This window comes from Streptomyces sp. NPDC050759 (genome assembly GCF_044456945.1).
Classification (GTDB): domain Bacteria; phylum Actinomycetota; class Actinomycetes; order Streptomycetales; family Streptomycetaceae; genus Streptomyces.
The window spans coordinates 246,866-271,803 of the sequence record NZ_JBITGI010000004.1 but is presented as its reverse complement, the minus strand read 5'-3'; the positions used below and the strand labels follow the sequence as shown (position 1 = coordinate 271,803).

Here is a 24,938-nt window from a genome sequence, read left to right as displayed (position 1 = left end):
GATGACGGCCCCACTCGACCGTATCCGCGTCGGTTCGGCCCCGGACTCCTGGGGCGTCTGGTTCCCCGACGATCCGGTGCAGGTGCCGTGGGAACGCTTCCTGGACGAGGTCGCCGAGGCCGGCTACTCCTGGATCGAGCTGGGGCCGTACGGCTATCTGCCGACCGACCCGGCCCGGCTGACCGACGAGATCGCCCGGCGCGACCTCAAGGTCTCGGCGGGCACGGTCTTCACCGGGCTGCACCGCGGCCCCTCGGTGTGGGAGTCGACCTGGGAGCACGTCAGCCAGGTCGCCGCGCTCGCCCAGGCCATGGGGGCCGGGCATCTCGTCGTCATCCCGTCCTTCTGGCGCGACGACAAGACCGCCGAGATCCTCGAGCCGCCGGAGCTGACCCACGAGCAGTGGGCGCACCTGACCAAGGGCATGGAACGACTCGGCCACGAGGTGAAGGAGGCGTACGGCCTGGACCTCGTCGTCCACCCGCACGCCGACACCCACCTCGACACCGAGGACCACGTCGAGCACTTCCTGGACTCGACGGACTCCGAGCTCGTCAACCTCTGTCTGGACACCGGGCACTACGCCTACTGCGGCGGCGACAGCGTCAAGCTCATCGAGACGTACGGCGAGCGCATCGGCTATCTGCACCTCAAGCAGGTCGACCCGGGGATCCTCGCGGACGTCGTGAAGAACGAGGTGCCGTTCGGCCCGGCCGTCCAGCGCGGAGTGATGTGCGAACCCCCGTCCGGCGTACCCGAGTTGGAGCCGGTCCTGGTGGCGGCGCAGAAGCTCGGCGTGGAGCTGTTCGCCATCGTCGAGCAGGACATGTATCCGTGCGAGCCGGACAGGCCGCTGCCGATCGCGGTGCGCACCCGTAAGTTCCTGAGGTCCTGCGGCGCCTGAAGGGATGACCATGACCGAGCGAGCCCCCCTCGGCGTCGCCGTCATCGGCACCGGCAAGATGGGCGCCGACCACGTCCGCCGTATCCATGAGGTCATCAGCGGCGCCCGGGTGAGTGCCGTCGTGGATGTCGACGCGGAACGCGCCAAGCAGATCGCCGCCCGCGTCGACGGCTGCACCGCCTACACCGACCCGGCCTCCGCGATGGCGGCGGCCGATGTCGACGCCGTCCTGATCGCCTCGCCGGGCCCCGCCCACGAGGCGGCACTCCTGCAGGCCTTCGAGCACGACCTGCCGGTGCTGTGCGAGAAGCCGCTCACCCCCGACGCGGCCTCCGCACTGCGCGTCATGGAGGCCGAGCAGCGACTGGGCCGCAGACGTGCCCAGGTCGGCTTCATGCGGCGCTACGACACCGAGTACATGAAGCTCAAGTCCCTGCTGGAGACAGGCCAGTTGGGGCGGCCGCTCATGCTGCACAACCGGCACCGCAACGCCGCGAGCCCGCCCTTCTTCACCAGCTCCATGCTGATCAGCGACTCCGTGGCCCACGAGACCGACGTGACCCGCTGGCTCCTCGGACACGAGATCACCGCGGTCACGGTGCTGCGCCCGACGCCGTCCGCGAACGCCCCCGACGACCTCCAGGACCCGCAGTTCGTCGTCTTCGAGACCGACGGCGGCGCCCTCGCCGACGTCGAGATCTTCGTCAACTGCGGCTTCGGCTACCAGGTCCAGGCCGAGGCGGTCTGCGAACGCGGCACCGCCCGCGTCGGCGACGGCCACGCCATGGTCACCAACATGGCGGGACGCTGGGGCGGCACCATCGCCCAGGACTTCGTCGAACGCTTCGCCGACGCCTACGACCGTGAGGTCCAGGCCTGGGTCGACGCCACCCGCCACGGCGAGGTCACCGGGCCCAGCGTGTGGGACGGCTACGCGGCGGCCGCCGTGTGCGAGGCGGGCGTGAGGTCGCTGAACGAGGGCGGCCGGATGACCGTGGACCTCGTGGAACGGCCCGCTCTGTACGGCTGACTTCGCGCCGTACAGGGGGAGTTCGGCGAAGTTCCCCCGTGCTCGCTACGTGCTCGGTGAATCGCGGCATCGGCGTGACCTCCTGTGCCACCATGGCGCGGCTGTCCTCGGCGGGCGGCGAGGGGGTGCGCATGGGACTCGTACGGATACTGCTGCCGTTGCCGCGCGCGGCGGCCAGGCTGTCGCCGGAGAAGGGCGGACCGCTGCTGGGGGCCGTGCTGTCGCACTGCGTCACGCCTTCCTGGGCGGGGCTGCCGCCGCCGTCGCCCGCGCAACGGCTGGCGTGGGCCGAGGAGGCGGTCGAGGCCTACCGCGGGACGGCCGACACGGAGGGGCTGAGCCGTGCCCTGGCGCTGCGCGCCCACGCGTTGCTGCTGTCCGGCCGCTTCGAGGAGGCGTGCACGGCGGCGACCGCTGTACCGGGCGAGGCGTCCTGGGCGCTGACCGCCTTCGTCGGGGACGTGCGGGCGCAGGCGCTCGCGGGTGTCGGCCGGACCGAGGAGGCCGTTCCAGTGGCACAGGCGTGCGTGGAGGCGTACCGCCGGCTGTCCGCCCCCGACCGCAGGGACCGGGTGCTCGGCAGCCTGCCCGGCGCCCTGCGGACGTACGGGATGCTGCTCGCCGCGGTCGGCCGCAGCGAGGAGTCCGTGGCCGTCTACGAGGAGTGTGCCGCGCTCCTGGCCGCCATGTCGCTCCGGGAGCTGGCGCACGTCGAGCTGGTGCGTCCGCAGGTGCTCGCCGAACTGGTTGGTGTGCTGAGGGTGTTGGGGCGGTACGGGGACGCGCTGGGCGTGGGCCCCGAGGCCCGTGAGGCGCTGCGGGGGCCCCTCGCGTGGGCCGTTCCCGAGATCGTTCTGCCCTTGCGGGTACGGCTCCTGATCGATCTCGCCCGCTGCCACACCGCCACCGGGGACCCGGCCGAGGCCCGCGTCTGCGCTGTGGAGGCGGTGGCCGAGGCCCGCAAGCCGCACGGCGGGGGCGAGTTGACCTCGGCGCTGGACTGCCTGGCCGATGTACTCGGTGAACTGGGCCAGACGGACAAGGAGTCGATCACCCGGCGTGAACTGGCCGAGCTGCGCGACGGCTAGGACGTGCGCGGCCGCGGCTCGAACCCGGCCGCCCGGTAGGCCTCGTCGATCAGCGTCATCGTCGTCACCGCGTCGTCCGCGTCCAGCGGCAGCGGGGCGCCCCCGCGCACCCGGTCCGCGAACGCCTCCAGCTGGTAGGTGTACGACGACCGCGTGCCGAGCCGCTCGGTGCGCTCGCCGTCTCCGGTGCGCACCACGACCCGGTCGTCCCGGTGCGGCAGCACGAAGTTCGGCGCGAGGACCTCGCCGCGCGAACCGATGATCCGGCAGCTCATCTCCAGCTGGTCGTACGCCATGTGGCAGCGGGCCGACCCGGTCGCACCGCCGGGGAACGCCAGGTCGGCGTCGAGCCACTCGTCGACGCCGGGCGCCCCCGCCCTCTGCTCGCCCCGCGCGGACACCAGCCGGGGTGCGCCGCCCGCCCACGGGGCCAGCATGCGCAGCGCGTGCAGGCTGTAGCAGCCGAGATCCATCAGCGCGCCGCCGGCCAGCGGCAGCGACCAGCGCGGGTCGGTGTCCGGGGGCGCGGGGATGGCCACCAAGGCCTCCACGTGCCGCAGTTCGCCGATCTCACCGCTCCCGAGGATCTCGTGGAGCCGCCGGGTGACCGGGTGGAAGAGGTAGTGGAAGGCCTCCATGAAGACCGTGCCGGCCTTCGCGGCCGCCTCCCGCACCTCCGCGGCCTCCTCGGCGTTGCTCGCCGACGGCTTCTCGCTCAGCACATGCTTGCCGGCGGCGAGCGCCGCGAGGTTCCACGGCCCGTGCAGACCGTTGGCGAGCGGGTTGTAGACGACCTCCACCTCGGGGTCGGCGATCAGCTCGGCGTACGACCCCGCCACCCGCTCCACACCGTGCTCGGCCGCGTAGGCCTCGGCGCGGGACCGGTCCCGTGCGGCCACCGCGACGACCCGGTGACCGGTCGCCCGGGCCGGGCCGATCAGCGAGGCGCCGCTGATCCGCGCGGCTCCCAGTACTCCGATGCGCAGCGGTTCGCTCATGTCCGCGGTTCCTCCTCGACGGCGGCAGGACGGGGATCCTGCCGGATCAGTGTGCCCCGCACGGGCGGGAGATCTCGGGCGGGGGCCAGGACCAGGCCGCTCGTTCCAGCGCGCACGTCGGCCACGGTTCGTGGTGAACCGGGGCCCCGGCGGTCGGCGCCTCCCGTGGCCCGGGGCACCCGGTGCGCGGGCGGCGACTCAGGCGGAGCGGACCTCGGCGATCGTCACCGGGCGGTGCTCGTGCAGCGACAACGTGCATGCCTCGGCGATCCAGCCCGCCTCCAGGGCGTCCGCGATGGTGCACGGCGAGGGCCGGGTGCCGGCCACGACCTCGGTGAACGCGGTGAGTTCGGCGCGGTAGGCGGCCGTGAAGCGGTCCATGAAGAAGTCGTGCGGGGTACCCGCCGGGAAGGTCACGCCGGGCTCGACCGAGCGCAGCGGGAGCTTGTCCTCCAGGCCGACGGCGATGGAGTCCGTGAAGCCGTGGATCTCCATGCGGACGTCGTAACCCCGGGCGTTGTGGCGGGAGTTGGAGACCACCGCGATCGTGCCATCGTCGAGGGTGAGGATCGCGCCGGTGGTGTCGGCGTCGCCCGCCTCCTTGATGTACTCGGCGCCCCGGTTGCCGCCGACGGCGTACACCTCGACGACCTCGCGACCGGTGACCCAGCGGATGATGTCGAAGTCGTGCACCGAGCAGTCCCGGAAGATGCCCCCGGAGGCGGCGATGTACGCGGCCGGCGGCGGAGCCGGGTCCAGCGTGGTCGAGCGCACGGTGTGCAGCTTGCCCAGCTCGCCGCTCTGCACGGCGTTCCGGGCGTTGACGAATCCGGTGTCGAAGCGGCGGTTGTAGCCGATCTGGATCGGCACGTCGCTGCCCTCGACGGCCCTGAGGACCTCGACGCCCTCACTCATGTGCTTGGCGACGGGCTTCTCGCAGAAGACGGGGATGCCGGCCTCCACTCCGGCCAGGATCAGCTTGGGGTGCGCGTCCGTCGCCGCCGCGACCACGATGCCGTCCACGCCGGCGGCCAGCAGGGCCTCGGGCGAGTCCACGACCTCGCCGCCGAACCGCTCCGCGGCGGACTTGGCGGCCTCCGCGAAGGGGTCGGTGAGCACGAGTGACTCGACGGCGTCGAGTCCGGAGAGAGTCTCGGCGTGGAAGGCGCCGATGCGGCCGAGGCCGAGGATTCCGATGCGCATGAGGGTGCAGCTCCTTGAGGGTGTTTCGTGCGAGCGGTGTCTTTCAAGGGGAGGTCAGTCGAGGCCGCCGAGGACGTTCTGGTCCCAGTCGATCACCGAACCGGTCACCACGCCCGACCGGTCGGACAGCAGGAGGACCACGAAGTCGGCGATCTCGTCGGGCTGTCCGAGCTTGCCCATCGGGAGCTTGGCGGCGGCCTCCTCACGCCAGTCGTCGCCGGCGCCGTGGAAGGTCTTCTGGGTGGCGTCCTCGCCCTCGGTCGCCGTCCAGCCGATGTTGAGGCCGTTGATCCGCACCCGGTCCCAGCGGTGGGCGTGCGCCGCGTTCCGGGTCAGGCCGATCAGGCCGGCCTTCGCGGCGACGTAGGGCGCGAGGAACGGCTGCCCGCCGTGCGCCGAGGACGTGATGATGTTGACCACCGTGCCGGGCGCCTTGCGGCCGACCATGTCCGCCACCGCCGCCTGCATGGCGAAGAAGGGTGCCTTGAGGTTGATCGCGATGTGCTGGTCGAACAGCTCCGGCGTGGTGTCGAGGAGCGTGCCCCGGGAGGTGAGCCCGGCCGAGTTCACCAGGCAGTCGACCCGGCCGTACGCCTCGACGACCCGGGTGACGGACGCCCTGGCCTGCTCGGCGTCGGCGAGGTCGGCGCGGACGAACAGCGCCTTGCCGCCGGCCGCCTCCAGCTCCGCCACCAGCGCCGCACCGGGCTCGGGCCGGCGGCCGGTCACGGCCAGGACCGCGCCCTCGCGGACGGCGGCCCGGGCGATGGCGGCACCGACGCCCTGGCTGCCGCCGTTGACGAGGACGACCTTGTCGTCGAGAAGTCCCATGAATGTGCCAGTACCTTTCAGCTTGTGCGGCGCCGAGTCAGCTCGTGCGCCGCTCGGCGCCCGCCCGCAGTTCGTCTCTGAGCGTGCGCGGCGTCCAGCCCTCGGCGAGGGCCCGTCGTACGAGGTCCGCCTGGGAGGGCGGGGCGAGTCCGTCGACCGGAGGGTCGCTGTCGAGATTGGTGGGGAAGGGGTAGCCCTCGGCGCTCGCGGCGATCACGTTGTCCAGCCACTGTGCGTCGGCGCCGTCCGTCTTGCGGCGCAGCAGCGCCGGGTAGACGGCGTTCGACACCGCCTCCCGGTCCACGGTCTCCATGGCACGCCCGAAGGCCGAGGACACCTGCAGGAGATTGGCCATGCGCCGCACGCCGGTGGTGCGGTTGGTCCCGGCCGCGTGGAACAGCGCCGGGTTGAAGAAGACGGCGTCGCCCTTCGCGAGCGGCAGCTGGACGTGGTGGTCCTTGAAGTACGCCTGGAACTCCGGCCGCCGCCACGCCAGATACCCGGGCTCGAACAGCTGCGAGAACGGCAGGTACAGCGTCGGCCCCGACTCCACCGGCATGTCGCAGTGCGCGACGGCGCCCTGGAGCGTGAGCACGGGGGAGAGACGGTGCACGTGCGCCGGATAGGCCGCGGCGACCTCGTCGGAGAGGAAGCCGAGGTGGTAGTCGCGGTGCACGGTCTGCGCGAGGCCGCCCGGGTTGACCACGTTGACCTGCGAGGTGACCTGGTAACCGGGGCCGAGCCAGGCCTCGGACACCAGGGCGAGGACCGGGTTGGCGTAGTAGTCGGCGAACGCCGCCGGGTCGTAGAGGGCCGCCTTCTCCAGCGCGTTCCACACCCGCTCGTTGGCACCGGGCTTCGCGAAGTGGTCGCCCGCGGTCGTGCCCGCCGCGTACTGCTCGCGGATCAGCGAGTCGAAGACCTCGGTGAACCGGTCGACGACCGCGTGATCGGGGAACGCCCCCTGGAAGACCACGACCCCGGGGCCGTCGGCCAGGGCCCGAACCAGCTCCTCCTGCAGCTCCCTGCGGTCCTCGCCGCCGCGGACGCGCTCGGCGTCGTACAGCAGGACGTTCCGCTCCACGGCGGCGGCGTGCGGGTAGTCGGCGGGGTCGGCCGTCCGCTCGACGAGCGCACGGAACGAGTCGAGGTCGCAGTCCTGCTCGGACAGCCAGGCGCGGCGGTGTACGGCGATGAAGGACATCGGCGTCCTCTCGGTGACAGGGGCGACTCAGCGCTGTCATTCTTGTCATGACAAAGGCGTCGAACAACCAGCAGGCAGCCATCAAAAACCCCTCAAGGAGCAGACGCGTGGGTCACCCCTACCCGATCCGGGAAATCGCACGTCAGGCGGGGCTGAGCGAGGCCACCGTCGACCGGGTCCTGAACGGCAGGGGAGGGGTCCGGGAGAACACCGCCCGCGAGGTCCGCCAGGCGATCACGGATCTGGACCGGCAGCGCACCCAGGTCCGGCTGGTCGGCCGCACGTTCATGATTGACATAGTGATGCAGACGCCGGAGCGCTTTTCCACGGCCGTCCGTGCGGCCCTGGAGGCCGAGCTGCCCGCGCTGCATCCCGCCGTCCTGCGCTCGCGTTTCCACTTCCGTGAGACGGGCCCCGGCGCGGAGCTGACGAAGACCCTCGACCGGATCGCCCGGCGCGGCTCCCAGGGCGTGATCCTCAAGGCTCCCGACGTCCCCGAGGTCACGGCCGCCGTCGGCCGGCTCGCGGAGGCGGGCATCCCCGTGGTCACCCTCGTCACCGACCTGCCCTCCACGGCCCGCCTCGCCTACGTCGGCATCGACAACCGGGCGGCGGGAACGACCGCCGCCTACCTCATGGGCCAGTGGCTCGGCGACCGCCCCGGCAACGTCCTCACCAGCCTCAGCAGCGGCTTCTTCCGCAACGAGGAGGAGCGCGAGATGGGGTTCCGCAGCGCCATGCGCACCCGGCACCCGGAACGGGCGGTCGTGGAGATCGCCGAGGGACAGGGCCTGGACGCCACGCAGTACGACCTCGTCCGGGCCGCCCTGGAGCGGGATCCGGAGATCCGGGCGGTCTACTCCATCGGCGGCGGCAACATCGCCACGCTCCGGGCCTTCGAGGACCTGGGCAGGGAGTGCGCGGTGTTCGTGGCCCACGACCTGGACCACGACAACGACCGGCTGCTGCGCGAACACCGCCTGTCGGCGGTCCTCCACCACGACCTGCGGCAGGACATGCGGGAGGCGTGCCACATCGTGATGCGGGCGCACGGGGCGCTGCCGCCGGCGGGGCCGACGACGCCTTCGGCGATCCAGGTGGTGACGCCGTACAACATGCCGTACTAGGTCGCTGCCCTGCTAGGTCGCAGTCCTGTCGCGGGTCCGGTCCGGCTGTTCGCCGGGGAAGACGATCCCGCACCGCTTTCTGATCTCGTCCATCACCCGCAGCGTGGCGACCGAGTCGGTGAGCGGTCGCAGCGGCGTCTCGACGAGGCCGTCCCGGATGCAGCGAGCTGCCTCGGCGGCCTCGAAGTGCAGTCCGTCGTGGCCCGTACGAGGTTCGGTGTACGTCAGTGCAGGGCCCCCTCCGGCCGGGCCGAACACCACGTCGCCGGGCTGGTAGAAGGGCCCCGGGAGCCGGAGGGTCCCCTCGGTCCCCGCGATCACCGCCGTGCTCGGCGTGTCACTGAACAGCGTGGTGTGCACGACGGCCCGCCCGTCCAGGACGGCACCGATCTGCCCGTTCACCCCCGAGGGGTGCGCCTGCCCCGAAGCCTGCACGTTCTCCGCGGGGCCCAGCACCCAGGTGGCCAGCGACACCGGATAGGTGCCGAGATCGAGCAGTGGGCCACCGGCGAGATCGGCACGGAGGATGCGATGGCCCCCGGCGGGGTCGAAGTACTCACCCAGGTCGGCCAGCACGGAGCGCACCTCGCCGAGCATCCCGGAGTCGAGCACCTGCCGTACGACATCGAAGCGCGGCAGAAAGAACGACCACAACGCCTCGGCACAGAACAGCTCACGCGAGGCGGCGAGTTCGGCGATCTCCGCCCCCTGCGCCGCGTTCAGGCCGAGCGGCTTCTCGACCAGGACGTGCTTGCCGGCCTCCAACGCCAGTCGTGCGCAGGCGAGATGGGCGGTGTGCTCGGTGGCGACGTACACGACATCGACGTCGGCGGCGGCCACCAGCTCCTCGTACGAGCCGTATCCGCGCGTGATCCCGTGCCGGGCGGCGAACTCCTCCGCCCGGGCGGCATCGCGCGAAGCCACGGCGGTGAACCGCTGCCGGGTGTGCCGCTGGACCGAACCGATGAACCGCTCGGCGATCCAACCGGTTCCGAGGACACCCCAGTTGAGGGCGGGTGCGGCCATGGGGGCGGGGGTGCGGGGCGCGGGAAGTGTCGTCACGGTACGCCTCACACGGCCGGTGCGGACACGGGCACGGTCCGGCCGCCGTCCCGCATCGAGGCGATCACCGCCTCGGCGACCGCGGACGCGGTCAGCCCCGCACGCGCGGAGGCCAGCGGCGAGGGCCGTCCGGCCACGACCGCGTCGATCCACGCCTGCAGCTCCAGCCGGTAGGCCTCGGCGAACCGGGGCCGCCAGTCGGCCGGATATCCGGTGGACCGGTTCCGCTCCAGAGAGGTCACCACCAGTGCGGGATCGGCCAGCCGCAGCGCGCCCCGCTCGCCGGCGATCTCACAGCGGACCTCGTACCCGTAGCGGGCGTTGAGGAAGGTCTCGAGGGTGGTGAGCGTGCCGTCGGCCGTGTGCAGCAGCATCACCTGGGGGTCACGCAGACCGGGAGCGGACTCGCCCTCGGGCGCGTGCCAGGACACCGCGGTGACGGGCGAGTCCAGCAGCCACGGCACGACGTCGAACTCGTGGATCGACGACCCGGTGACGCTGAACTCGCTGACCGCGCCCGGTGCCGAGGTCACACCCCGGCTCACACAGTGCACCACCCTGGGCCGACCGCACCGGCCCTCTCCCAGCGCGGCCTTCAGCGCGACGTACGCCGGGTCGAACCGCCGCATGAACCCCACCGACACGAGCCCGCCGCCCGCCTTGTCGTCCTCACGCACGACCTCGACGCACTCGGCGACCGTCGGCGCCAGCGGCTTCTCGCACAGCACCGGCTTCCCGGCGCGCACGGCGGCCACGGTCAGCTCCGCGTGGGTGGAGTCGTGCGAGGCGACCACGACGGCGTCCACGCGGGAATCGGCGATCAGCGCCCACGCGTCGGGGCTGACGACCGCCCCCGGCACCCCGGACGCGACGGCCTCCGCTCGCGCCCCGTCGACATCCGCCACCGCCACGACCTCGGCCGACGACACGAACCCGTGCAGCAGCCGCACATGATCGGCACCCATCACCCCGGCCCCGATCACCCCCACCCGCACCGTCATGCCGACACCTCCACCCAGGAACCGCTTTCCGCGGACCGGGACATGGCGTCCAGTACGACGGCGCTGTGCACGGCGTCCTCCACCGTGGCCCCGTACGACGTGCCCTCGGCGACCGAACGCAGGAAGCGGTACGCCTCCACGACCTTGAGATCGTCGTAGCCCATGGCGTTGGCCGCGCCCGGCTGGAAGGCGCCGAACTCACCGTCGCCCGGGCCGACATACACCGTGCTGACGGGCTGGTCCTGGTAGCCGGTGCCGCGGCTGATGCCCAGCTCACCCATGCGGCGGAAGTCCCAGAACACCGCGCCCTTCGTGCCGTGCACCTCGAAGCCGTAGTTGTTCTGCTCGCCGACCGAGACCCGGCAGGCCTCCAGGACGCCACGGGCACCGGAGGCGAAACGCAGCAGGCAGTTGACGTAGTCCTCGTTCTCGACGGGCCCGAGCTCCCCGGTCGCCAGGGTGTGTCCGGCGGTGGCTCCGGTGGGGCGGGCGCGCTCGGGCACGAAGATCGCGGTGTCGGCCGTGAGGGAGGCGATGTCGCCGAGCAGGAAGCGGGCCAGGTCGGCGCCGTGCGAGGCGAGGTCACCGAGCACTCCGCTGCCGCCGCGTTCACGCTCGTAACGCCAGGTCAAGGCGCCCTGCGGGTGGGCGGCGTAGTCGCTGAAGAGCCGGACGCGGACATGGGTGACCGTGCCGATCTCCCCGGAGGCGATCAGCTCGCGGGCGGTCTCGACGGCGGGCGCGTTGCGGTAGTTGAAGCCGACCGCGCTCCGCACGCCGGTCCCGGCCACCGCGTCGGCCACCGCACGGGCGTCCTCGGCGCTGAGGCCGACCGGCTTCTCGATCCAGATGTGCTTGCCGGCCCCGGCCATCGCGACGCCGATCTCGCGGTGCAGGAAGTTGGGCGCGGTGATGCTGACGGCCTGGACGCGCGGGTCGGCGGCGACCTCGCGCCAGTCGCGGGTCGCCGAGGCGAACCCGAACTGCGCGGCCGCCTCCTCGGCCCGTCCCGGCACGTCCTCGGCGACGGTCACCAGTTCGGCGCGCAACGGGAGCCCGGGGTAGTGGTGCGGGACACGGGCGTAGGCCTGGGTGTGCACCCGCCCCATCCAGCCGAATCCGACGACGGCGACACCGAGCGTATCGACCATGGGGGAGCACCTCTTTGGACCGGTCCATTTCCTGTCCAGGTCACCTTGGGTGCCGTCTTCCCTGCCTGTCAACCCTTTGACAAGCCGCACCGCCCCATGGAACGGTCCATGTCATGAGACCGCCGACGATCCGTGATGTGGCCGACCGGGCCGGTGTCTCGAAGTCGCTGGTCTCGCTCGTGCTGCGGGGCTCCGACCAGGTGCGCCCGGAGAAGCGGGAGGCCGTGCTGCGGGCCGTGCGCGAGCTCGGCTACCGTCCGAACGCCGCCGCCCGCAGCCTCAGCGAACAGCGCACCCGCACGGTCGGCGTCCTCCTGAACGACCTGCGCAACCCCTGGTTCGTGGACCTGCTCGACGGTCTGAACTCCCTGCTCCACGACAACGGCCTGCGCATGCTCCTGGCCGACGCCCGTCTCAACCGCCGTACCGGACAGGATCCGGCCGGTCCCTTCCTGGACCTCGGGGTGGACGGCCTGGTCGTGGTCGGCACGCTGCCCGAGGCCGCCGCGCTCGGGGCGGTGGCCGAGCGGCTCCCGGTGGTCGTGGCGGGCGCGCGGGAGCCCGGGCTGCCGGGGGTGGACGTCGTCGCCAACGACGACGAGCGCGGCGCCCGCCTGGTCACCGAGCACCTGATCGGTCTCGGCCACCGGCGTGTCGCGCACATCGCGGGGTACGGGGCGGTCGGCGAGCTGCGCCGGCGCAGCTTCGAGGCGACGATGCGGGCGCACGGCCTCGCGCAGGAGGCGGTCGTCGAGGCGAGTGACATGACCGAGGAGGGCGGCTACCGCACGACGGTCCGGCTGCTGAGCCGCCCCGACCGGCCGACGGCCGTCTTCGCCTTCAACGACATCGCCGCGATCGGCGCGGTGTCGGCCGCGGAGGAACTCGGCCTGAGCGTCCCGCGCGACCTGTCCGTCGTCGGTTACGACAACACGAGCATCGCCCGGCTCCGCCACGTCTGGCTCACCACCGTCGACAACGCCAGCCACGAGGTCGGCCGCCGGGCCGCGCGGTGTCTGCTCGACCGGTTCGAGGGGCGTGGGGGAGAGGGGCGCACGGATCTCGCCGCGCCGGTGCTGGAGATCCGGGGGACGACGGCGCGCCCGCTCACAGGTTGATCGCGTACGCCTTCCGCAGCGTCTCGTGCACGGTCCACGTCGTACGGTCGCCCGCGCGCAGTACGGCCATGTCGCCGGGCCCCACCGTGAGCGTCGGCCCGTCCTCCACCTCGATGGTCGCCGACCCGCTGATCACGACGAACAGCTCGTCCGCCTCCGTGTCGGTGACGACCCCGGGCGTGATCTGCCAGATGCCGCGGATCTGTCGTCCGTCCTCCGACTCCCAGACCACCTTTCCGGTCACCTCGGGCGTCCCCGAGACGATCTGCTCCCGCGCGAGCGGCTCGGATTCGAGGTCGGCGTCGGGGATGTGGAGTACGAAGCTGTGGTCCATGGTGCGACCCTAGCGAGGTCGTTCCCGGCCCGTGTGTCGACAGAGTGTGGAGTGTCGGCGCAGGTGGAGGGACACTCCGTCGCGAACTGGCGGCACCTCCTGAATGCCTGAGCGGTCATCGTCCCGCGATCGGGCGCGCCCCACGCCCACGCCGAGCGGCCGCCGCCCCCACCAGGGAGCGACGGCCCGTCAGCCGGTACAGAACCCGGCTTACGCCTTGGCGCCGATCTCCGCCGGCCTCGTCGGTCCGTCGGCCGGGGGCTGCGCGGTGGCGTGCCGCTGGCGGGGGATGAAGGTCGCTACGGCGAAGGCGAGCAGCGCCGCCCCCGCCCCGATCGCCATGACGACCTTGAAGCCGTTCTCCGAGGGCAGCGCGGTGCCGCCGAAATCGGTGGTCATCCGGGCCAGGATCACCCCGGCGAGAGCGCTGGCGAAGGAGGTGCCCAGGGACCGCATCAAGGTGTTGAGGCTGTTCGCGGCGCCCGTCTGGGTGGGGTCCACGGCACCCATGATCAGGGCGGGCAGCGCGCCGTAGGTGAAGCCGATGCCGGCGCCGATGACGCAGGAGACCAGGACGAGGTGCCAGACCTCCGACATCAGGACGATGTTGAGCACGTACCCGGCGGCCACGATCAGCGCGCCGATCATCAGCGTGACCTTGGGGCCCTTGGCCTTGGTGACGGCCGCGGAGACGGCGGACATGGCCATCATCACCAGACCCTGCGGGGCCAGCACCAGGCCGACGGCCAACATGGACCTGCCGAGGCCGTAGCCGGTCTGCTCGGGCAGCTGGAGCAACTGCGGGAGCACCAGGGACATCGCGAACATCGAGACCCCGAGCGCGATCGAGGCGAGGTTGGTGAACAGCACCTGCGGCTTGGCGGTGGTCCGGAGGTCGACCAGCGGCTGCGGGCTGCGCAGTTCCCACCAGCCCCAGGACAGCAGGATCACGACCGCGGCGGCGCCGAGAGCGAGTGTGGTGCCGCTCGTCCAGCCCCAGTCACCGCCCTTGGACACGGTCAGCAGCAGGGAGACCAGACCGGCCGACAGACCCAGCGAACCGACGAGGTCGAACCGGCCCCCGGCGCGCACCTTGGACTCGGGCACGATCAGCACGACGAGGACGAAGGCGACGGCACCGAGAGCGGCCGAGACCCAGAACAGGATGTGCCAGTTCCAGTTGTCGGCGATGAACGCGGCGGCGGGCAGCCCCAGCGCGCCACCGACACCGAGCGAGGCGCTCATCAACGCGGTGGACCCGGCGAGCCGGTCGGCCGGCAGCGCGTCCCGCATGATGCTGATGCCGAGCGGTACGACCGCGGCCGCCAGACCCTGCAGAGCACGTCCGACGATCATCGGGACGAGGGAGTCGGCCAGGCCGCACACCAGCGAACCGGAGACCAGCAGCACGATGCTGAGCAGCAGCATCCGGCGCTTGCCGAACATGTCGCCGAGCCGCCCGACGACCGGCGTGGCCACCGACGCGGCGAGCAGGGTGGCGGTGACCGCCCAGGCGGTGTCGGAGGGCTCCGCGTGCAGGAGCTTGGGCAGCTCGGGAACGATCGGGATGACCAGGGTCTGCATCAGCGAGACGACGATTCCGGCCAGGGCCAGGACCGCCACCACGGCGTTCGGCTTCGGCGGGGCTGACGACCCCGCTTCGGCGGGTCGGGCAAGGGCGTCGGACATGGCTGGGCCTCCGGTCGGGAACCTGGGGATTGCTTGACTCACTTGCGGCCACGGCGAAGGCGCGGGCGCCGCACGGCGTGGTGGGGCACTTTCAGAGGTGTGATGCTTCGTCGAAGGTGACGACGACCTTCTCCGCGGCCCCGGGAGTCAGCGCGAGCTCAAACGCACGGCCGACCTCGGAGAACGGCACCCGGTGACTGATCAGCTTCGCGAACCGCTCCCGGTGCTCCACCAGCTCCGCCGTGACCTCGAAGATCTCCGTCGGATACCCCTGCGACGCGATGAGCGTCAGCTCACTGCGCAGCATGCCGCCGAGATCGACCTCGCCCTTCTTCTGTACGGCGACCATGACGAGCTTGGCGTGCCACTTGGCGTTGGCGATCACGGCGTCGAAGACCGCCGGTGCCCCCGCGGCGTCGATGTAGACGTCGGTGCCGGCCCGCGGCTGCCCGAGCGCGTTCGCGGCCTCGCCGTGCAGTTCCTTCAGCCGGACCGTGAGGTCCTCCGTGGCGGAGTCGACGATCGCGTCGGCGCCGACCGCCAGCGCGGTCTCCAGGCGCTCGGGGATGACGTCGACCACGGTCACGTGTTCGACCCCGGCCAGCTTCAGCCAGATCGTGGCGCCCAGGCCGATCGGTCCGGCGCCGAACACCACCACCTTGTCCGTGGGCTTCGCCTCGGAGCGGTTGACGGCGTGCCGGGCGACCGCCATCGGCTCGTTGAGGGAGGCGACGTCGAAGGGCATGTCCTCGGGAAAGATCGCGACGCTCGTGCCGACCTCGGCGTTCTCGATGAGCAAGTACTCGTCCATGCCGCCGAGTTCGCCGCCGCAGCCGATGATTCCGGTGGGTGCGCCCTGCGGGTTGACGACGACCCGGTTGCCGACCGCGAGACCTCTCACCTCGGCGCCCACCTCGACGATCTCACCGGCCGGCTCGTGGCCGAGCGGGATGGCCCGCATCGCCCCGTCCGCACCGGAGGGCATGCCGCCCAGGTACAGGAAGAAGGTGTCCGTGCCGCAGATCCCGCAGGCCCGGATCCGCACCAGGGCGTCCTTGGGGCCGGGTACGGGCCGCTCGACGTCCACCACGTCGACCTTGCCCTTCACGGCGTGGACGGACTTCATCGTGGCCATCGGGTGTCTCACTTTCGGGAGGGGCGCTGAGGGGGTGCCCAGTCTGCTGTCGTCTTGCTTGACTTAGGCAAGCATGCAGGGGTTACTTGAGTCAAGCAATCAATAATCCGTTGAGGCCTCCCATGTCACCCGGCAGCTGCGGCAGCTGGAGCGGATCGGGCACGTCGTGCGGGTCGCCGACCCGGACGACCGCAGGACCCACACCGAGGCCCCGCTCGACCTCCCCGCCCGGCGGGACCATGTGCGCGATACGGCAGACAAAATTGTTGACAATCTTGTCTGGCTAGATTTAGGTTCGACAGGCACTCACTCAGGGAGGGCAACGATGCCGAAAGAAGCCCGTCCGAGCACCGGGGAGCAGGCCAAGCAGCATGCGCTCGCGCAGCTGCGGCAGGCGATCCTGCACGGCGAGATGGCACCGGCGCAGCGGCTGGTGGAGAACGAGCTCGCCGAGCAGTTCGGTGTGACACGGGCCAGCATCCGGGCCGCACTCATCGATCTGGAGGCCCAGGGCCTCGTCGAGCGGATCCGCAACCGGGGTTCCCGGGTGCGGGTGGTGACCGTCGAGGAGGCGGTCGCCATCACCGAGTGCCGCATGGTCCTCGAAGGGCTGTGCGCGGCCAAGGCGGCGACCCTGGCCAGTGACGAGCAGCTCGCCGAGCTGACCGAACTGGGCACGGCGATGACCAAGGCCGTGGCCGACGGCGAGCCGATGACCTACTCCGAGCTCAACCAGGAGCTGCACGCCAGGGTGCGGGAGTTCTCGGGCCAGCGGACCGCCGTGGATCTGCTGGAGCGGCTGAACGCCCAACTGGTGCGGCACCGCTTCCAGTTGGCCCTTCGGCCGGGACGCCCGCAGCACTCCCTGAACGAGCATCTGGCGATGATCGAGGCGATCAGGGCCAGGGACCCGCAGGCGGCCGAGAAGGCCGTCCGCGCCCACCTCACCAGCGTGATCGAGGCGCTGCGCGACTGAAGCCGCGCGAGGCGGGCGCGAACCTGTCCACTTCAAGGAGATGTCCGTAATGACGCAGTCAGGCGCGCCCGCCGGCCCACGTTCGACACTGGTGATCACCGCGCATGCCGGGGACTTCGTGTGGCGGGCGGGCGGAGCCATCGCCCTGGCAGCCTCCCGGGGCGAGAAGGTCACCATCGCCTGTCTGACCTTCGGTGAACGCGGGGAGTCCGCCAAGGCCTGGCGCGAGGGCAGGAAACTCGACGAGATCAAGGCGATACGCCGGGACGAGGCGGAGCGCGCCGCCGCGACCCTCGGTGCCGAGGTGCGTTTCTTCGACGCCGGTGACTACCCGCTGGTCGCCACCGCCGAGTTGACCGACAGGCTCGTCGGGGTCTACCGGGCCGTCCAGCCCGACGTGGTGCTCACCCACCCCGTCGAGGACCCGTACAACGGCGACCACCCGGCCGCCAACCGGATGGCCCTGGAGGCCCGGGTCCTGGCGCAGGCCATCGGCTACCCGGGCGAGGGCGAGATCATCGGCGCCCCGCCGGTCTTCTACTTCGAGCCCCACCAGCCCGAGATGAGCGGCTTCAGGCCCGAGGTGCTCCTCGACATCACCGAGGTCTGGGAGACCAAACGCAAGGCCATGGAGTGCCTCGGCGCCCAGCAGCACCTGTGGGACTACTACACCGACCTCGCCGTCCGCCGGGGCGTCCAGCTCAAGCGCAACGCGGGCCCGAACCTGGGTCTGGCCCACAAGACCATGGCCGAGGCGTACATGCGCCCCTACCCGCAGATCGCGAAGGAGCTGGCATGAGCGGCGTGATCGTCACCAACCCTCCGAAGGCGGACCTGAAGGACGTCGACGCGCTCGCGCGGTACGGCGTGGCCACCGTGAGCGAGGCCATGGGCCGAACGGGCCTGCTGGGCCCGGCAATCCGCCCCGTCCAACAGGGCGTACGCGTCGCGGGCACGGCCGTCACCGTGCTCGGCTGGCCCGGCGACAACCTCATGATCCACGCGGCCGTCGAACAGTGCGGCGAGGGCGACCTCCTCGTCGTCACCACCACCTCGCCGTGCACGGACGGTCTGTTCGGCGAGCTGTTCGCGACCGCTCTGCAGCGGCGCGGGGTGCGCGGGGTCGTCACCAACACGGGCATCCGGGACACCCAGGAGCTGCGCGACATGGGCTTCGCCGCCTGGTCCCGCGCGGTCTCCTCGCAGGGCACGGTCAAGGCCACGGGCGGCTCGGTCAACGTGCCGATCGCCATCGACGGCCAGGTGATCCGCCCGGGCGACGTGATCCTCGCCGATGACGACGGTGTCGTGGTCGTCCCCCGCGAGCGTGCCCGCGGGACCATCGAGAGGTCCGAGGCCCGCGAGGCCAAGGAGGCCGCCACCCGCGCCGCCTTCGTCGAAGGCCAACTCGGCCTGGACCGCTACGGGTTGCGGGAGACGCTGCAGAGGCTCGGCGTGGAGTACCGGACGTACGAGGAGTACGAGGGGGAGCGGCCGTGACCGACGGGGTGCCCTGCCTGCTGATGCGGGGCGGCACGTCCAAGGGCGCCTACTTCCTCGCCGACGACCTGCCCGCCGAACCCGCCCTGCGCGACGACCTGTTGCTGCGGATCATGGGCAGCCCGGACGAACGGCAGATCGACGGCCTGGGCGGCGCGCACCCGCTCACCAGCAAAGTCGCCGTGATCTCCCCGTCCGCCGACCCGGAGGCAGACGTCGACTACCTCTTCCTCCAAGTCGTCGTCGACCGGTCCGAGGTGAGCGACCGTCAGAACTGCGGGAACATCCTCGCCGGCGTCGGCCCGTTCGCCGTCGAACGCGGACTCGTCCCGGCGGGGGAGCAGGAGACCTCCGTCCGGATCCGCATGGTCAACACCGGCGACCACGCGACAGCGACCTTCCCGACCCCCGGGGGCCGGGTGCGGTACACGGGGGACGCCGAGATCTCGGGCGTGCCGGGGACGGCCGCGCCCGTGGTGATCGAGTTCCCGCCGGGCGCCGGGGAGTTGCTGCCCACCGGCAACGCCGTCGACGTCATCGACGGCGTCGAGGTGACCTGCGTGAACAACGGCATGCCGACCGTCCTGATCGCGGCGACCTCCCTCAAGGTCACCGGCTACGAGCGGCCCCGTGACCTGGAGGAGGACGTGGCCCTGGCCGACCGCCTCCGTACGATCCGTCTGGCGGCGGGCCGCCTGATGGGCCTCGGGGACGTGTCCGACGCCACCGTCCCCAAGGTCACGCTGCTCGCCCCGCCGCGCGACGGCGGCGCGGTCACCACCCGCACCTTCATCCCGGTGCGCTGCCACACCTCCATCGGCGTCCTGGGCGCGGCCAGTGTGGCCGCGGGCCTGCGGATCGAGGGCGGTGTGGGCGCCGGCCTCGCGGCGATCGATCCCGGGAGCGACCGCGTCCGCATAGAACACCCCACGGGATTCCTGGACATCGAGAGCAGCCTGGCCGCCACCCCCGACGGCCGGCCCTCCGCCCGGCGCACCGCCGTGGTCCGTACGGCCCGCAAGATCTTCGACGGCACCGTCTTCCCCCGGGCCGCCGACCGACCCACAGGAGGTCACTGATGACTCCGCCGCTCGGCGACATCGCCCACATCGGCCACACCCAGCTCTTCACCCCGGACCTGGACGCCAGCGTCGCCTTCTTCACCGACTACCTGGGCCTGACGGTCAACGGCCAGGACGGTGACACGTTCTACCTGCGGACCTACGACGACTACGAGCACCACAGCCTGGTGCTCACCGCCCGCGACCGGCCCGGCCTCGGCCGGCTCGCCCTGCGCACGTCGAGCGAGGAGGCACTTCACCGCCGTATCAAGGCAGTTGAGGACGCGGGCAGCACCGGCACATGGGTCGAGGACGAACCCGGTCTCGGCAAGCTCTACGTCACCACCGACCCGGACGGCCACGAGCACGCCCTCTACTGGGAGAGCGAGTACTACCAGGCCCCCGAGGAACTCCGGCCGGCGCTGAAGAACCAGCCGCAGGCCAAGCCCAACAGGGGAGTGGGCGTACGGCGGTTGGACCACATCAACTTCCTCGCCGCCGACGTGCTCGCCAACGCCGAGTTCCAGCAACACGTCCTCGGCGCCCGGCCCACCGAGCAGATCCGGCTGGACAGCGGGAAGATCGCGGCGCGCTGGCTGACGTACACGAACAAGTCGTACGACGTCGTCTACACCTCGGACTGGACCGGCAGCGAGGGGCGGCTGCACCACATCGCCTTCGCGACCGACACCCGCGAGGACATCCTGCGGGCGGCCGATCTCGCCATCGACACCGGCGTGTTCATCGAGACGGGCCCCCATAAGCACGCCATTCAGCAGACGTTCTTCCTGTACGTCTACGAGCCCGGCGGCAACCGCATCGAGCTGTGCAACCCGCTCACCCGGCTGGTGCTGGCGCCGGACTGGCCGCTGGTCACCTGGACCGAGGAGGAGCGGAAGAAGGGGCAGGCCTGGGGGCTGCAGACCATCGCGTCGTTCCACACGCACGGGACGCCGCCGGTCGGCTGAGGCGTTCGGAGCCACCCCGCATCGACGTCACCGGATTGATTGTCGATGAGATTGTTGACAAAAGTGTTGACGTCTCCTGGGTGGCTCCTTAGCGTCTGGCGCACCACGTACGAGAGGCAACCAACGATGTCTTCCTCCCCCTCCCCGCTCCGGTCCGCCCGCGGCAGCCGACTGGCCCTCCTGGTCGTCGGCCTGTGCTGGCTGGCCGTGCTCTTCGACGGTCTCGACATGTTCATCTACGGCTCGGTGCTGCCGCACCTGCTGGAGACCAGCACCTTCGGCCTCACCGCGGACCAGGCCGGCGACCTCGGCAGCTACGCCACCTTCGGCATGCTGGTCGGCGCCCTCGCCGCCGGCACGATCGCCGACCGGATCGGGCGCAAGAAGCTGATGGTCTCCTGCGTGACCCTCTTCTCGCTGGCCTCCGGCGTGTGCGCGCTGGCGGACAGCGTCACGGTCTTCGGCCTCGGCCGGACCCTGGCGGGCGTCGGCCTCGGCGGCCTGCTGCCGACCGCGATCAGCATGGTCTCGGACTACGCCCCGCGCGGCCGCGGCGCCCTCGTCATCGGCCTGCTGATGACGGCCCACCACGCGGGCGGCATCCTCTCCGCCTACGTCGCCAAGTGGCTCATCGACCCGGTCGGCTGGCGTGCCGCCTTCTGGGTCTGCGTGCTCCCGCTGCTCTTCGCCCCGGTGCTGGCGAAGCTGCTGCCCGAGTCACTGAGCTTCCTGGTCGCCAAGGGCCGCGGCGAGGAGGCCAGGGCGCTGGCCGAGCGGTACGACGTCGAGGTGCCGGCCGCCAGGACCCGCGGCGCCGGTGACCGCTGGACCAACCTGGCGAACCTCTTCCGCGGCGACGAGTGGATCCAGACCCTGCTTTATTGGGTGGCCTCCTTCGGCGGTCTGCTCCTCGTCTACGGCGTCGCCACCTGGCTGCCCACCCTCATGCGGGCCGAGGGCTACGCGCTGGGCTCCGCCCTGTCCTTCGTGGTCGTCTTCAACCTGGGCGGCATCGTGGGCATGCTGGTCGCGGGCCGGGCCGCCGACTGCTTCGGCGCCCCGCGCATCTCCGCGCTCTGGTTCGCGCTCACCGCCGCCGGTGTCTTCCTGCTGAGTATCCACATGGACATGACCGTGACGATGATCGTCGTCTTCTTCACGGGCGTCTTCCTGAACAGTGCCCAGACGATGATCTACGCGACGGTCTCGATCCGCTCCGACGCGGACCACCGTGGCACCGCGGTCGGCTGGACCTCCGGCATGGGTCGCTTCGGCGCCGTCTTCGGTCCGTGGCTCGGCGGCCGGCTCCTCGCCTCGGGCAACGGCGACTGGGGCTTCACCGCCTTCGCCATCGCCGGCCTGTCGTCTATGGTCTTCATCGGCACCGCCGCCCTGCGCAGCTCCCGGCGGACGGCCACGGACAGCGAGCGGGAACTGGTCGCCGCGCACTGACGCCTGTGCACCAGGAGTCCTCTCACCTGCCCAGGGGCGCGGGGAACTGCTCGACCGGCCCCCACCACCCGCACCCGCAAACGGCGAGACAGGCCCGAGTCCCTAGGCGCCGTCCGCTCCAGGCACCGCTCGCACCCCGTCCAGCGCGATCGACAACACCCGATCGCGCTGGACCTCGTCGTCGAAGGCCGTCGCCGTGATGCCGGCGACCATGCGCAACAGGTCCACGAAGTCCATGTCCCGCCGTGCCTGGCCCGCCTCCTGCGCCCGCTCGAACAGCGGCCCGCCCGCCGCGTACATCGACTCCCGGCAGGCCGCGAAGATCTCCGACTCGTCGTTGAGGGCCTCGCGGACGGCCCGCTTGGTCACCATGTAGCCCGCGAACCGGTCGAGCCAGGCCGTGAGGGCCTGCCAGGGCTCCTGGTCGGCGAGGTCCTGAGCGACCTGCACCAGGGTGTTCACCTCGTCCGCGTAGACCGTCTCGAAGAGATGGCGGCGGGTGGGGAAGTTCCGGTACAGCGTGCCGATGCCCACGCCCGCCCGGCGCGCGATGTCCTCCAGGGAGGCCTCCGCCCCGTGCTCCGCGAACGCCTCGCGGGCGGCGGCCAGCAGGGCGTCGTAGTTGCGGGCGGCGTCCTTCCGGTGCGGTCGGCGGGACGCGACGATCTCGGTGACGGGGAACGACGACGGGGCTGTCACAGCTGCCTCCCGGGAGATGAAACGGAGGTGCACCTCCGGTACGGGTTGAAGCGGAGGAGTGCCTCCGCTAGAGTGGAGGCGTACCTCCACTTTAGCAGTCGAGGTACCTCCATCGTCCTTTCCGCGACCGCTTCCCACGAGGCTCCGGCCGCACTCTGTGTTCGGAGAGGCTCTCCATGCCCCGCAAGTCCACCCGTCTCACCTTCGCGGTCCTCGCGACCGGTGCCGGCGTGTTCTCCATGCTCCAGTCGCTGATCGCGCCGGCCCTGCCGACCGTCCAGCACGCGTTGCACACCTCGCAGTCCACCGCTACCTGGGTGATGACCGCGTATCTGCTGTCCGCCTCGGTCTTCACGCCGATCCTCGGCCGCGTCGGCGACCTGATCGGCAAGAAGCGCACGCTCGTCGCCGTCCTCGTGACCGTGGCGGTCGGCTGTCTCCTCGCCGCGCTCGCGCCGAGCATCGGCGTCCTCATCGTCGCCCGGGTCGTCCAGGGTGTCGGCGGCGCCCTCTTCCCGCTGTCCTTCGGCATCATCCGGGACGAGTTCGCCGCGTCCGAGGTGAGCGGCTCCATCAGCAACCTCTCCGCCGTGATCGCCGCCGGCGGTGGCGTCGGCATGGTCGCGGCCGGTCCCATCGTGACCGCGCTCGACTACCGCTGGCTGTTCTGGATCCCGGTCGCCATCGTGATCGCCGCCACGCTCATCGCCGTACGGTATGTGCCCGAGTCGCCCAACAGGGCGCAGGGCAACGTCAATTGGCTCGGTGCCGCCCTGCTGTCCGCGTGGCTGGTCGCGCTGCTGCTGCCGCTCAGCCAGGCGGGCACGTGGGGCTGGGGCTCGGCCCGGGTGCTCGGTCTGTTCGGCGCGGCCGTCGTGCTGTTCGCGCTGTGGCTGTACTCGGAGGCCCGCTCCCGCAGCCCGCTGATCGACCTGAAGGTGATGCGCCTGCCCGCCGTCTGGACCACCAACGCCGCGGCGCTGCTCTTCGGTGCCGGGATGTACTCGATCTGGTCCTTCCTGCCGGGCTTCGTCCAGACGCCGTCGTCGGCGGGGTACGGCTTCGGTGCGAGCGTCACCGCCGCCGGGCTGCTCATGCTGCCGATGCTGGTGGCGATGTTCTTCTCCGGTGTGCTCAGTGGCCGTCTGGAGCCCGTCGTCGGCGCCAAGGCCCTTTTGGTGACCGGTGCCGCGCTGGGCGCGGTGGCGTGCGGCTTCCTCGCCCTCTGGCACGACGAGCAGTGGCAGATCGCCGTCGTCGCAGGCCTGTTCGGCCTCGGCATCGGGCTCGCCTTCGCCTCCATGGCCAACCTGATCGTGGGCAGCGTCCCGGCCGACCAGACCGGCGCCGCCACCGGCATGAACGCCAACATCCGCACCATCGGCGGCTCCATCGGCGCGGCCGTCACCAGCGTCCTGGTCACGGGCCGTCTGCAGCCCTCGGGACTGCCGTACGAGTACGGCTACACCCACGGCTTCACCCTGCTGGCGGTGCTGTGCCTGGCGGCGGCGCTGGCGGCCCTGCTGGTTCCGGTACGGCGGGCCGGGCGCCGGGTCGTCACCGGGACCACGGAGCTTCGCGAGCCGGTCGCCACCCGCGGCTGACCTGCTGCCAGTCGGTCCGGCCGTGCGTGTGAGGTAGGGTCTACCTGCGCGATCACACGGAACATCCGTGGGAGACGCGGCCGGGACGTGGCGCAGCTTGGTAGCGCACTTGACTGGGGGTCAAGGGGTCGCAGGTTCAAATCCTGTCGTCCCGACGGTCGAAGGGTCTTCGCAGGCGGGAGCCTGCGGGGGCCCTTTTCGTATGCGTCGGGTCAGGCCTTCGGCCGCCGGCACGCGGCTGTCCACGAGGCCCCCCGCTGAGGCGAGTTGAACGGTCCGTCCAGCGGTGCCGCCAACCCGTCCCGCGGATTCCCGAAACTTCCGTCATCGCAGGTCACGAGGCCCGCCTTCGTGGCCGAATCACCTGCTGTGGTGATGGCTCGATTGTCCCATCTCCAAATCGTAAGCACATATTCCACACATCCCCCTCTGCAGACGGGGGTCCATGGTCTAGATTGACCTTGCTGCCCATGCTGGGACACGAGGCGACAAATAGTGATCTATGGGTCTTGCGCTGCGGACAGAGCAGAAACGTCTCGGCGCCAGGCTCGGGGGTGATCAGTTCTTGGAGCTCGAGGGGGGGCTTCGGGTGCGGGGGCATTCGGGGTTTCGGTGGGTTCCCGCGCAACTCGAGAGGCCGGCAGGACATGCAAGTCTGCCGCCTCCAGGGTGAGTTGCTCAACTAGCGCTGATGTATCCGGCATGTCATGCGCGGGGGGCGGTGCCTCCCGGGAGAGGAACAGCGCGGCGCGGGGCGGGGGGCCCTGCGAGGGCAGGAACATGCGGGAGGCGGGGGCCTCCCA

23 protein-coding genes and 1 tRNA gene are annotated in these 24,938 nt (G+C 71.3%); 13 read left to right on the top strand and 11 right to left on the bottom strand.

Features of this window, described 5'->3' with window-relative positions; genetic code table 11:
- Position 1 precedes the first annotated feature (1 nt).
- The 3 genes from ACIBJB_RS14735 to ACIBJB_RS14725 all read left to right on the top strand — a co-directional run bounded on the left by ACIBJB_RS14735 (position 2) and on the right by ACIBJB_RS14725 (position 3,022).
- Positions 2-904, top strand: coding sequence for a sugar phosphate isomerase/epimerase family protein (locus ACIBJB_RS14735; protein WP_398930319.1), 903 nt, complete (start codon positions 2-4; stop codon positions 902-904).
- Positions 905-914: 10 nt separating this feature from the next.
- Positions 915-1,934 (top strand): Gfo/Idh/MocA family protein, encoded by a 1,020-nt coding sequence (locus ACIBJB_RS14730; protein WP_398930317.1) that lies wholly within the window; start codon positions 915-917, stop codon positions 1,932-1,934.
- Between the two features lie 92 nt (positions 1,935-2,026).
- Positions 2,027-3,022, top strand: a complete 996-nt coding sequence (locus tag ACIBJB_RS14725) for a hypothetical protein (protein WP_398930315.1) — start codon at positions 2,027-2,029, stop codon at positions 3,020-3,022.
- Here the strand turns inward: ACIBJB_RS14725 and ACIBJB_RS14720 are convergent.
- The 4 genes from ACIBJB_RS14720 to ACIBJB_RS14705 all read right to left on the bottom strand — a co-directional run bounded on the left by ACIBJB_RS14720 (position 3,019) and on the right by ACIBJB_RS14705 (position 7,258).
- Positions 3,019-4,020, bottom strand: a complete 1,002-nt coding sequence (locus ACIBJB_RS14720) for a Gfo/Idh/MocA family protein (protein ID WP_398930313.1) — start codon at positions 4,018-4,020, stop codon at positions 3,019-3,021. The genes ACIBJB_RS14725 and ACIBJB_RS14720 overlap by 4 nt on opposite strands.
- Positions 4,021-4,218: 198 nt before the next feature.
- A complete protein-coding gene (locus ACIBJB_RS14715; protein ID WP_398930311.1) occupies positions 4,219-5,223 on the bottom strand; it encodes a Gfo/Idh/MocA family oxidoreductase in 1,005 nt (334 codons plus the stop codon).
- 54 nt (positions 5,224-5,277) lie between these two features.
- Positions 5,278-6,054, bottom strand: a complete 777-nt coding sequence (locus ACIBJB_RS14710) for an SDR family oxidoreductase (protein ID WP_398930309.1) — start codon at positions 6,052-6,054, stop codon at positions 5,278-5,280.
- 37 nt (positions 6,055-6,091) lie between these two features.
- Positions 6,092-7,258: a phytanoyl-CoA dioxygenase family protein gene (locus ACIBJB_RS14705; RefSeq protein ID WP_398930307.1), complete on the bottom strand. Its 1,167-nt coding sequence runs from the start codon at positions 7,256-7,258 to the stop codon at positions 6,092-6,094.
- Between the two features lie 107 nt (positions 7,259-7,365).
- On the opposite strand from ACIBJB_RS14705, the gene ACIBJB_RS14700 reads away from it, so the two are divergent.
- Complete coding sequence (locus ACIBJB_RS14700; RefSeq protein ID WP_398930305.1) at positions 7,366-8,385, top strand: LacI family DNA-binding transcriptional regulator; 1,020 nt, start codon at positions 7,366-7,368, stop codon at positions 8,383-8,385.
- 12 nt (positions 8,386-8,397) lie between these two features.
- On the opposite strand, the gene ACIBJB_RS14695 is transcribed toward ACIBJB_RS14700, so the two are convergent.
- The 3 genes from ACIBJB_RS14695 to ACIBJB_RS14685 are packed head-to-tail and all read right to left on the bottom strand — an operon-like array spanning position 8,398 to position 11,599.
- On the bottom strand, positions 8,398-9,447 hold the full coding sequence (locus ACIBJB_RS14695; protein WP_398930303.1) for a Gfo/Idh/MocA family protein: 1,050 nt from the start codon (positions 9,445-9,447) through the stop codon (positions 8,398-8,400).
- A gap of 8 nt (positions 9,448-9,455) precedes the next feature.
- Positions 9,456-10,448, bottom strand: coding sequence for a Gfo/Idh/MocA family oxidoreductase (locus ACIBJB_RS14690; RefSeq protein WP_398930301.1), 993 nt, complete (start codon positions 10,446-10,448; stop codon positions 9,456-9,458).
- Entirely contained in the window at positions 10,445-11,599 is a 1,155-nt protein-coding gene (locus ACIBJB_RS14685; RefSeq protein ID WP_398930299.1) for a Gfo/Idh/MocA family protein, read from the bottom strand. The genes ACIBJB_RS14690 and ACIBJB_RS14685 overlap by 4 nt, the downstream gene beginning before the upstream one ends.
- 113 nt (positions 11,600-11,712) lie before the next feature.
- Here ACIBJB_RS14685 and ACIBJB_RS14680 point away from each other — a divergent pair, with 113 nt between their 5' ends.
- Positions 11,713-12,717, top strand: coding sequence for a LacI family DNA-binding transcriptional regulator (locus tag ACIBJB_RS14680; RefSeq protein WP_398930297.1), 1,005 nt, complete (start codon positions 11,713-11,715; stop codon positions 12,715-12,717).
- Here ACIBJB_RS14680 and ACIBJB_RS14675 read toward each other — a convergent pair.
- From ACIBJB_RS14675 to ACIBJB_RS14665, 3 genes are all read right to left on the bottom strand, one after another.
- Positions 12,707-13,051, bottom strand: coding sequence for a cupin domain-containing protein (locus ACIBJB_RS14675; RefSeq protein ID WP_398930295.1), 345 nt, complete (start codon positions 13,049-13,051; stop codon positions 12,707-12,709). The genes ACIBJB_RS14680 and ACIBJB_RS14675 overlap by 11 nt on opposite strands.
- 210 nt (positions 13,052-13,261) lie before the next feature.
- Entirely contained in the window at positions 13,262-14,740 is a 1,479-nt protein-coding gene (locus tag ACIBJB_RS14670) for an MFS transporter (protein ID WP_398930293.1), read from the bottom strand.
- A 91-nt stretch (positions 14,741-14,831) separates the two neighbouring features.
- On the bottom strand, positions 14,832-15,875 hold the full coding sequence (locus tag ACIBJB_RS14665) for a zinc-binding dehydrogenase (RefSeq protein WP_398930291.1): 1,044 nt from the start codon (positions 15,873-15,875) through the stop codon (positions 14,832-14,834).
- A 325-nt stretch (positions 15,876-16,200) separates the two neighbouring features.
- On the opposite strand from ACIBJB_RS14665, the gene ACIBJB_RS14660 reads away from it, so the two are divergent.
- The 6 genes from ACIBJB_RS14660 to ACIBJB_RS14635 all read left to right on the top strand — a co-directional run bounded on the left by ACIBJB_RS14660 (position 16,201) and on the right by ACIBJB_RS14635 (position 21,832).
- The gene (locus tag ACIBJB_RS14660; protein WP_069761104.1) at positions 16,201-16,851 is read left to right on the top strand and encodes a GntR family transcriptional regulator; all 651 of its coding nucleotides are present in this window, start codon (positions 16,201-16,203) and stop codon (positions 16,849-16,851) included.
- Positions 16,852-16,900: 49 nt separating this feature from the next.
- Positions 16,901-17,650 carry a PIG-L deacetylase family protein gene (locus ACIBJB_RS14655; RefSeq protein WP_398930289.1) on the top strand — a complete coding sequence of 250 codons (750 nt, stop codon included), beginning with the start codon at positions 16,901-16,903 and terminating at the stop codon, positions 17,648-17,650.
- On the top strand, positions 17,647-18,351 hold the full coding sequence (locus ACIBJB_RS14650) for a 4-carboxy-4-hydroxy-2-oxoadipate aldolase/oxaloacetate decarboxylase (RefSeq protein ID WP_398930287.1): 705 nt from the start codon (positions 17,647-17,649) through the stop codon (positions 18,349-18,351). Before ACIBJB_RS14655 ends, ACIBJB_RS14650 begins: the two co-directional genes overlap by 4 nt.
- Complete coding sequence (locus tag ACIBJB_RS14645; protein WP_398930285.1) at positions 18,348-19,430, top strand: 4-oxalomesaconate tautomerase; 1,083 nt, start codon at positions 18,348-18,350, stop codon at positions 19,428-19,430. Before ACIBJB_RS14650 ends, ACIBJB_RS14645 begins: the two co-directional genes overlap by 4 nt.
- A complete protein-coding gene (locus ACIBJB_RS14640; RefSeq protein ID WP_398930283.1) occupies positions 19,430-20,380 on the top strand; it encodes a catechol 2,3-dioxygenase in 951 nt (316 codons plus the stop codon). Before ACIBJB_RS14645 ends, ACIBJB_RS14640 begins: the two co-directional genes overlap by 1 nt.
- A 126-nt stretch (positions 20,381-20,506) precedes the next feature.
- Positions 20,507-21,832, top strand: a complete 1,326-nt coding sequence (locus ACIBJB_RS14635) for an MFS transporter (RefSeq protein ID WP_398930281.1) — start codon at positions 20,507-20,509, stop codon at positions 21,830-21,832.
- Between the two features lie 102 nt (positions 21,833-21,934).
- On the opposite strand, the gene ACIBJB_RS14630 is transcribed toward ACIBJB_RS14635, so the two are convergent.
- Positions 21,935-22,531, bottom strand: a complete 597-nt coding sequence (locus ACIBJB_RS14630) for a TetR/AcrR family transcriptional regulator (protein ID WP_398930278.1) — start codon at positions 22,529-22,531, stop codon at positions 21,935-21,937.
- 176 nt (positions 22,532-22,707) lie between these two features.
- Between ACIBJB_RS14630 and ACIBJB_RS14625 the strand changes: the two genes are divergently transcribed.
- Both ACIBJB_RS14625 and ACIBJB_RS14620 read left to right on the top strand, forming a co-directional pair.
- The gene (locus tag ACIBJB_RS14625; RefSeq protein WP_398930276.1) at positions 22,708-24,135 is read left to right on the top strand and encodes an MFS transporter; all 1,428 of its coding nucleotides are present in this window, start codon (positions 22,708-22,710) and stop codon (positions 24,133-24,135) included.
- Positions 24,136-24,216: 81 nt separating this feature from the next.
- A tRNA-Pro gene (locus ACIBJB_RS14620) sits at positions 24,217-24,290 on the top strand.
- Positions 24,291-24,938 lie beyond the last annotated feature (648 nt).

Coding starts and splice junctions, on each gene's coding strand:
- ACIBJB_RS14710 (WP_398930309.1), bottom strand. CDS start 6,054: ATGGGACTTCTCGACGACAAGGTCGTCCTCGTCAACGGCGGCAGCCAG.
- ACIBJB_RS14640 (WP_398930283.1), top strand. CDS start 19,430: ATGACTCCGCCGCTCGGCGACATCGCCCACATCGGCCACACCCAGCTC.
- ACIBJB_RS14635 (WP_398930281.1), top strand. CDS start 20,507: ATGTCTTCCTCCCCCTCCCCGCTCCGGTCCGCCCGCGGCAGCCGACTG.
- ACIBJB_RS14665 (WP_398930291.1), bottom strand. CDS start 15,875: ATGGCCACGATGAAGTCCGTCCACGCCGTGAAGGGCAAGGTCGACGTG.
- ACIBJB_RS14685 (WP_398930299.1), bottom strand. CDS start 11,599: ATGGTCGATACGCTCGGTGTCGCCGTCGTCGGATTCGGCTGGATGGGG.
- ACIBJB_RS14670 (WP_398930293.1), bottom strand. CDS start 14,740: ATGTCCGACGCCCTTGCCCGACCCGCCGAAGCGGGGTCGTCAGCCCCG.
- ACIBJB_RS14650 (WP_398930287.1), top strand. CDS start 17,647: ATGAGCGGCGTGATCGTCACCAACCCTCCGAAGGCGGACCTGAAGGAC.
- ACIBJB_RS14625 (WP_398930276.1), top strand. CDS start 22,708: ATGCCCCGCAAGTCCACCCGTCTCACCTTCGCGGTCCTCGCGACCGGT.
- ACIBJB_RS14675 (WP_398930295.1), bottom strand. CDS start 13,051: ATGGACCACAGCTTCGTACTCCACATCCCCGACGCCGACCTCGAATCC.
- ACIBJB_RS14720 (WP_398930313.1), bottom strand. CDS start 4,020: ATGAGCGAACCGCTGCGCATCGGAGTACTGGGAGCCGCGCGGATCAGC.
- ACIBJB_RS14735 (WP_398930319.1), top strand. CDS start 2: ATGACGGCCCCACTCGACCGTATCCGCGTCGGTTCGGCCCCGGACTCC.
- ACIBJB_RS14715 (WP_398930311.1), bottom strand. CDS start 5,223: ATGCGCATCGGAATCCTCGGCCTCGGCCGCATCGGCGCCTTCCACGCC.
- ACIBJB_RS14680 (WP_398930297.1), top strand. CDS start 11,713: ATGAGACCGCCGACGATCCGTGATGTGGCCGACCGGGCCGGTGTCTCG.
- ACIBJB_RS14655 (WP_398930289.1), top strand. CDS start 16,901: ATGACGCAGTCAGGCGCGCCCGCCGGCCCACGTTCGACACTGGTGATC.
- ACIBJB_RS14690 (WP_398930301.1), bottom strand. CDS start 10,448: ATGACGGTGCGGGTGGGGGTGATCGGGGCCGGGGTGATGGGTGCCGAT.
- ACIBJB_RS14660 (WP_069761104.1), top strand. CDS start 16,201: ATGCCGAAAGAAGCCCGTCCGAGCACCGGGGAGCAGGCCAAGCAGCAT.
- ACIBJB_RS14705 (WP_398930307.1), bottom strand. CDS start 7,258: ATGTCCTTCATCGCCGTACACCGCCGCGCCTGGCTGTCCGAGCAGGAC.
- ACIBJB_RS14730 (WP_398930317.1), top strand. CDS start 915: ATGACCGAGCGAGCCCCCCTCGGCGTCGCCGTCATCGGCACCGGCAAG.
- ACIBJB_RS14725 (WP_398930315.1), top strand. CDS start 2,027: ATGGCGCGGCTGTCCTCGGCGGGCGGCGAGGGGGTGCGCATGGGACTC.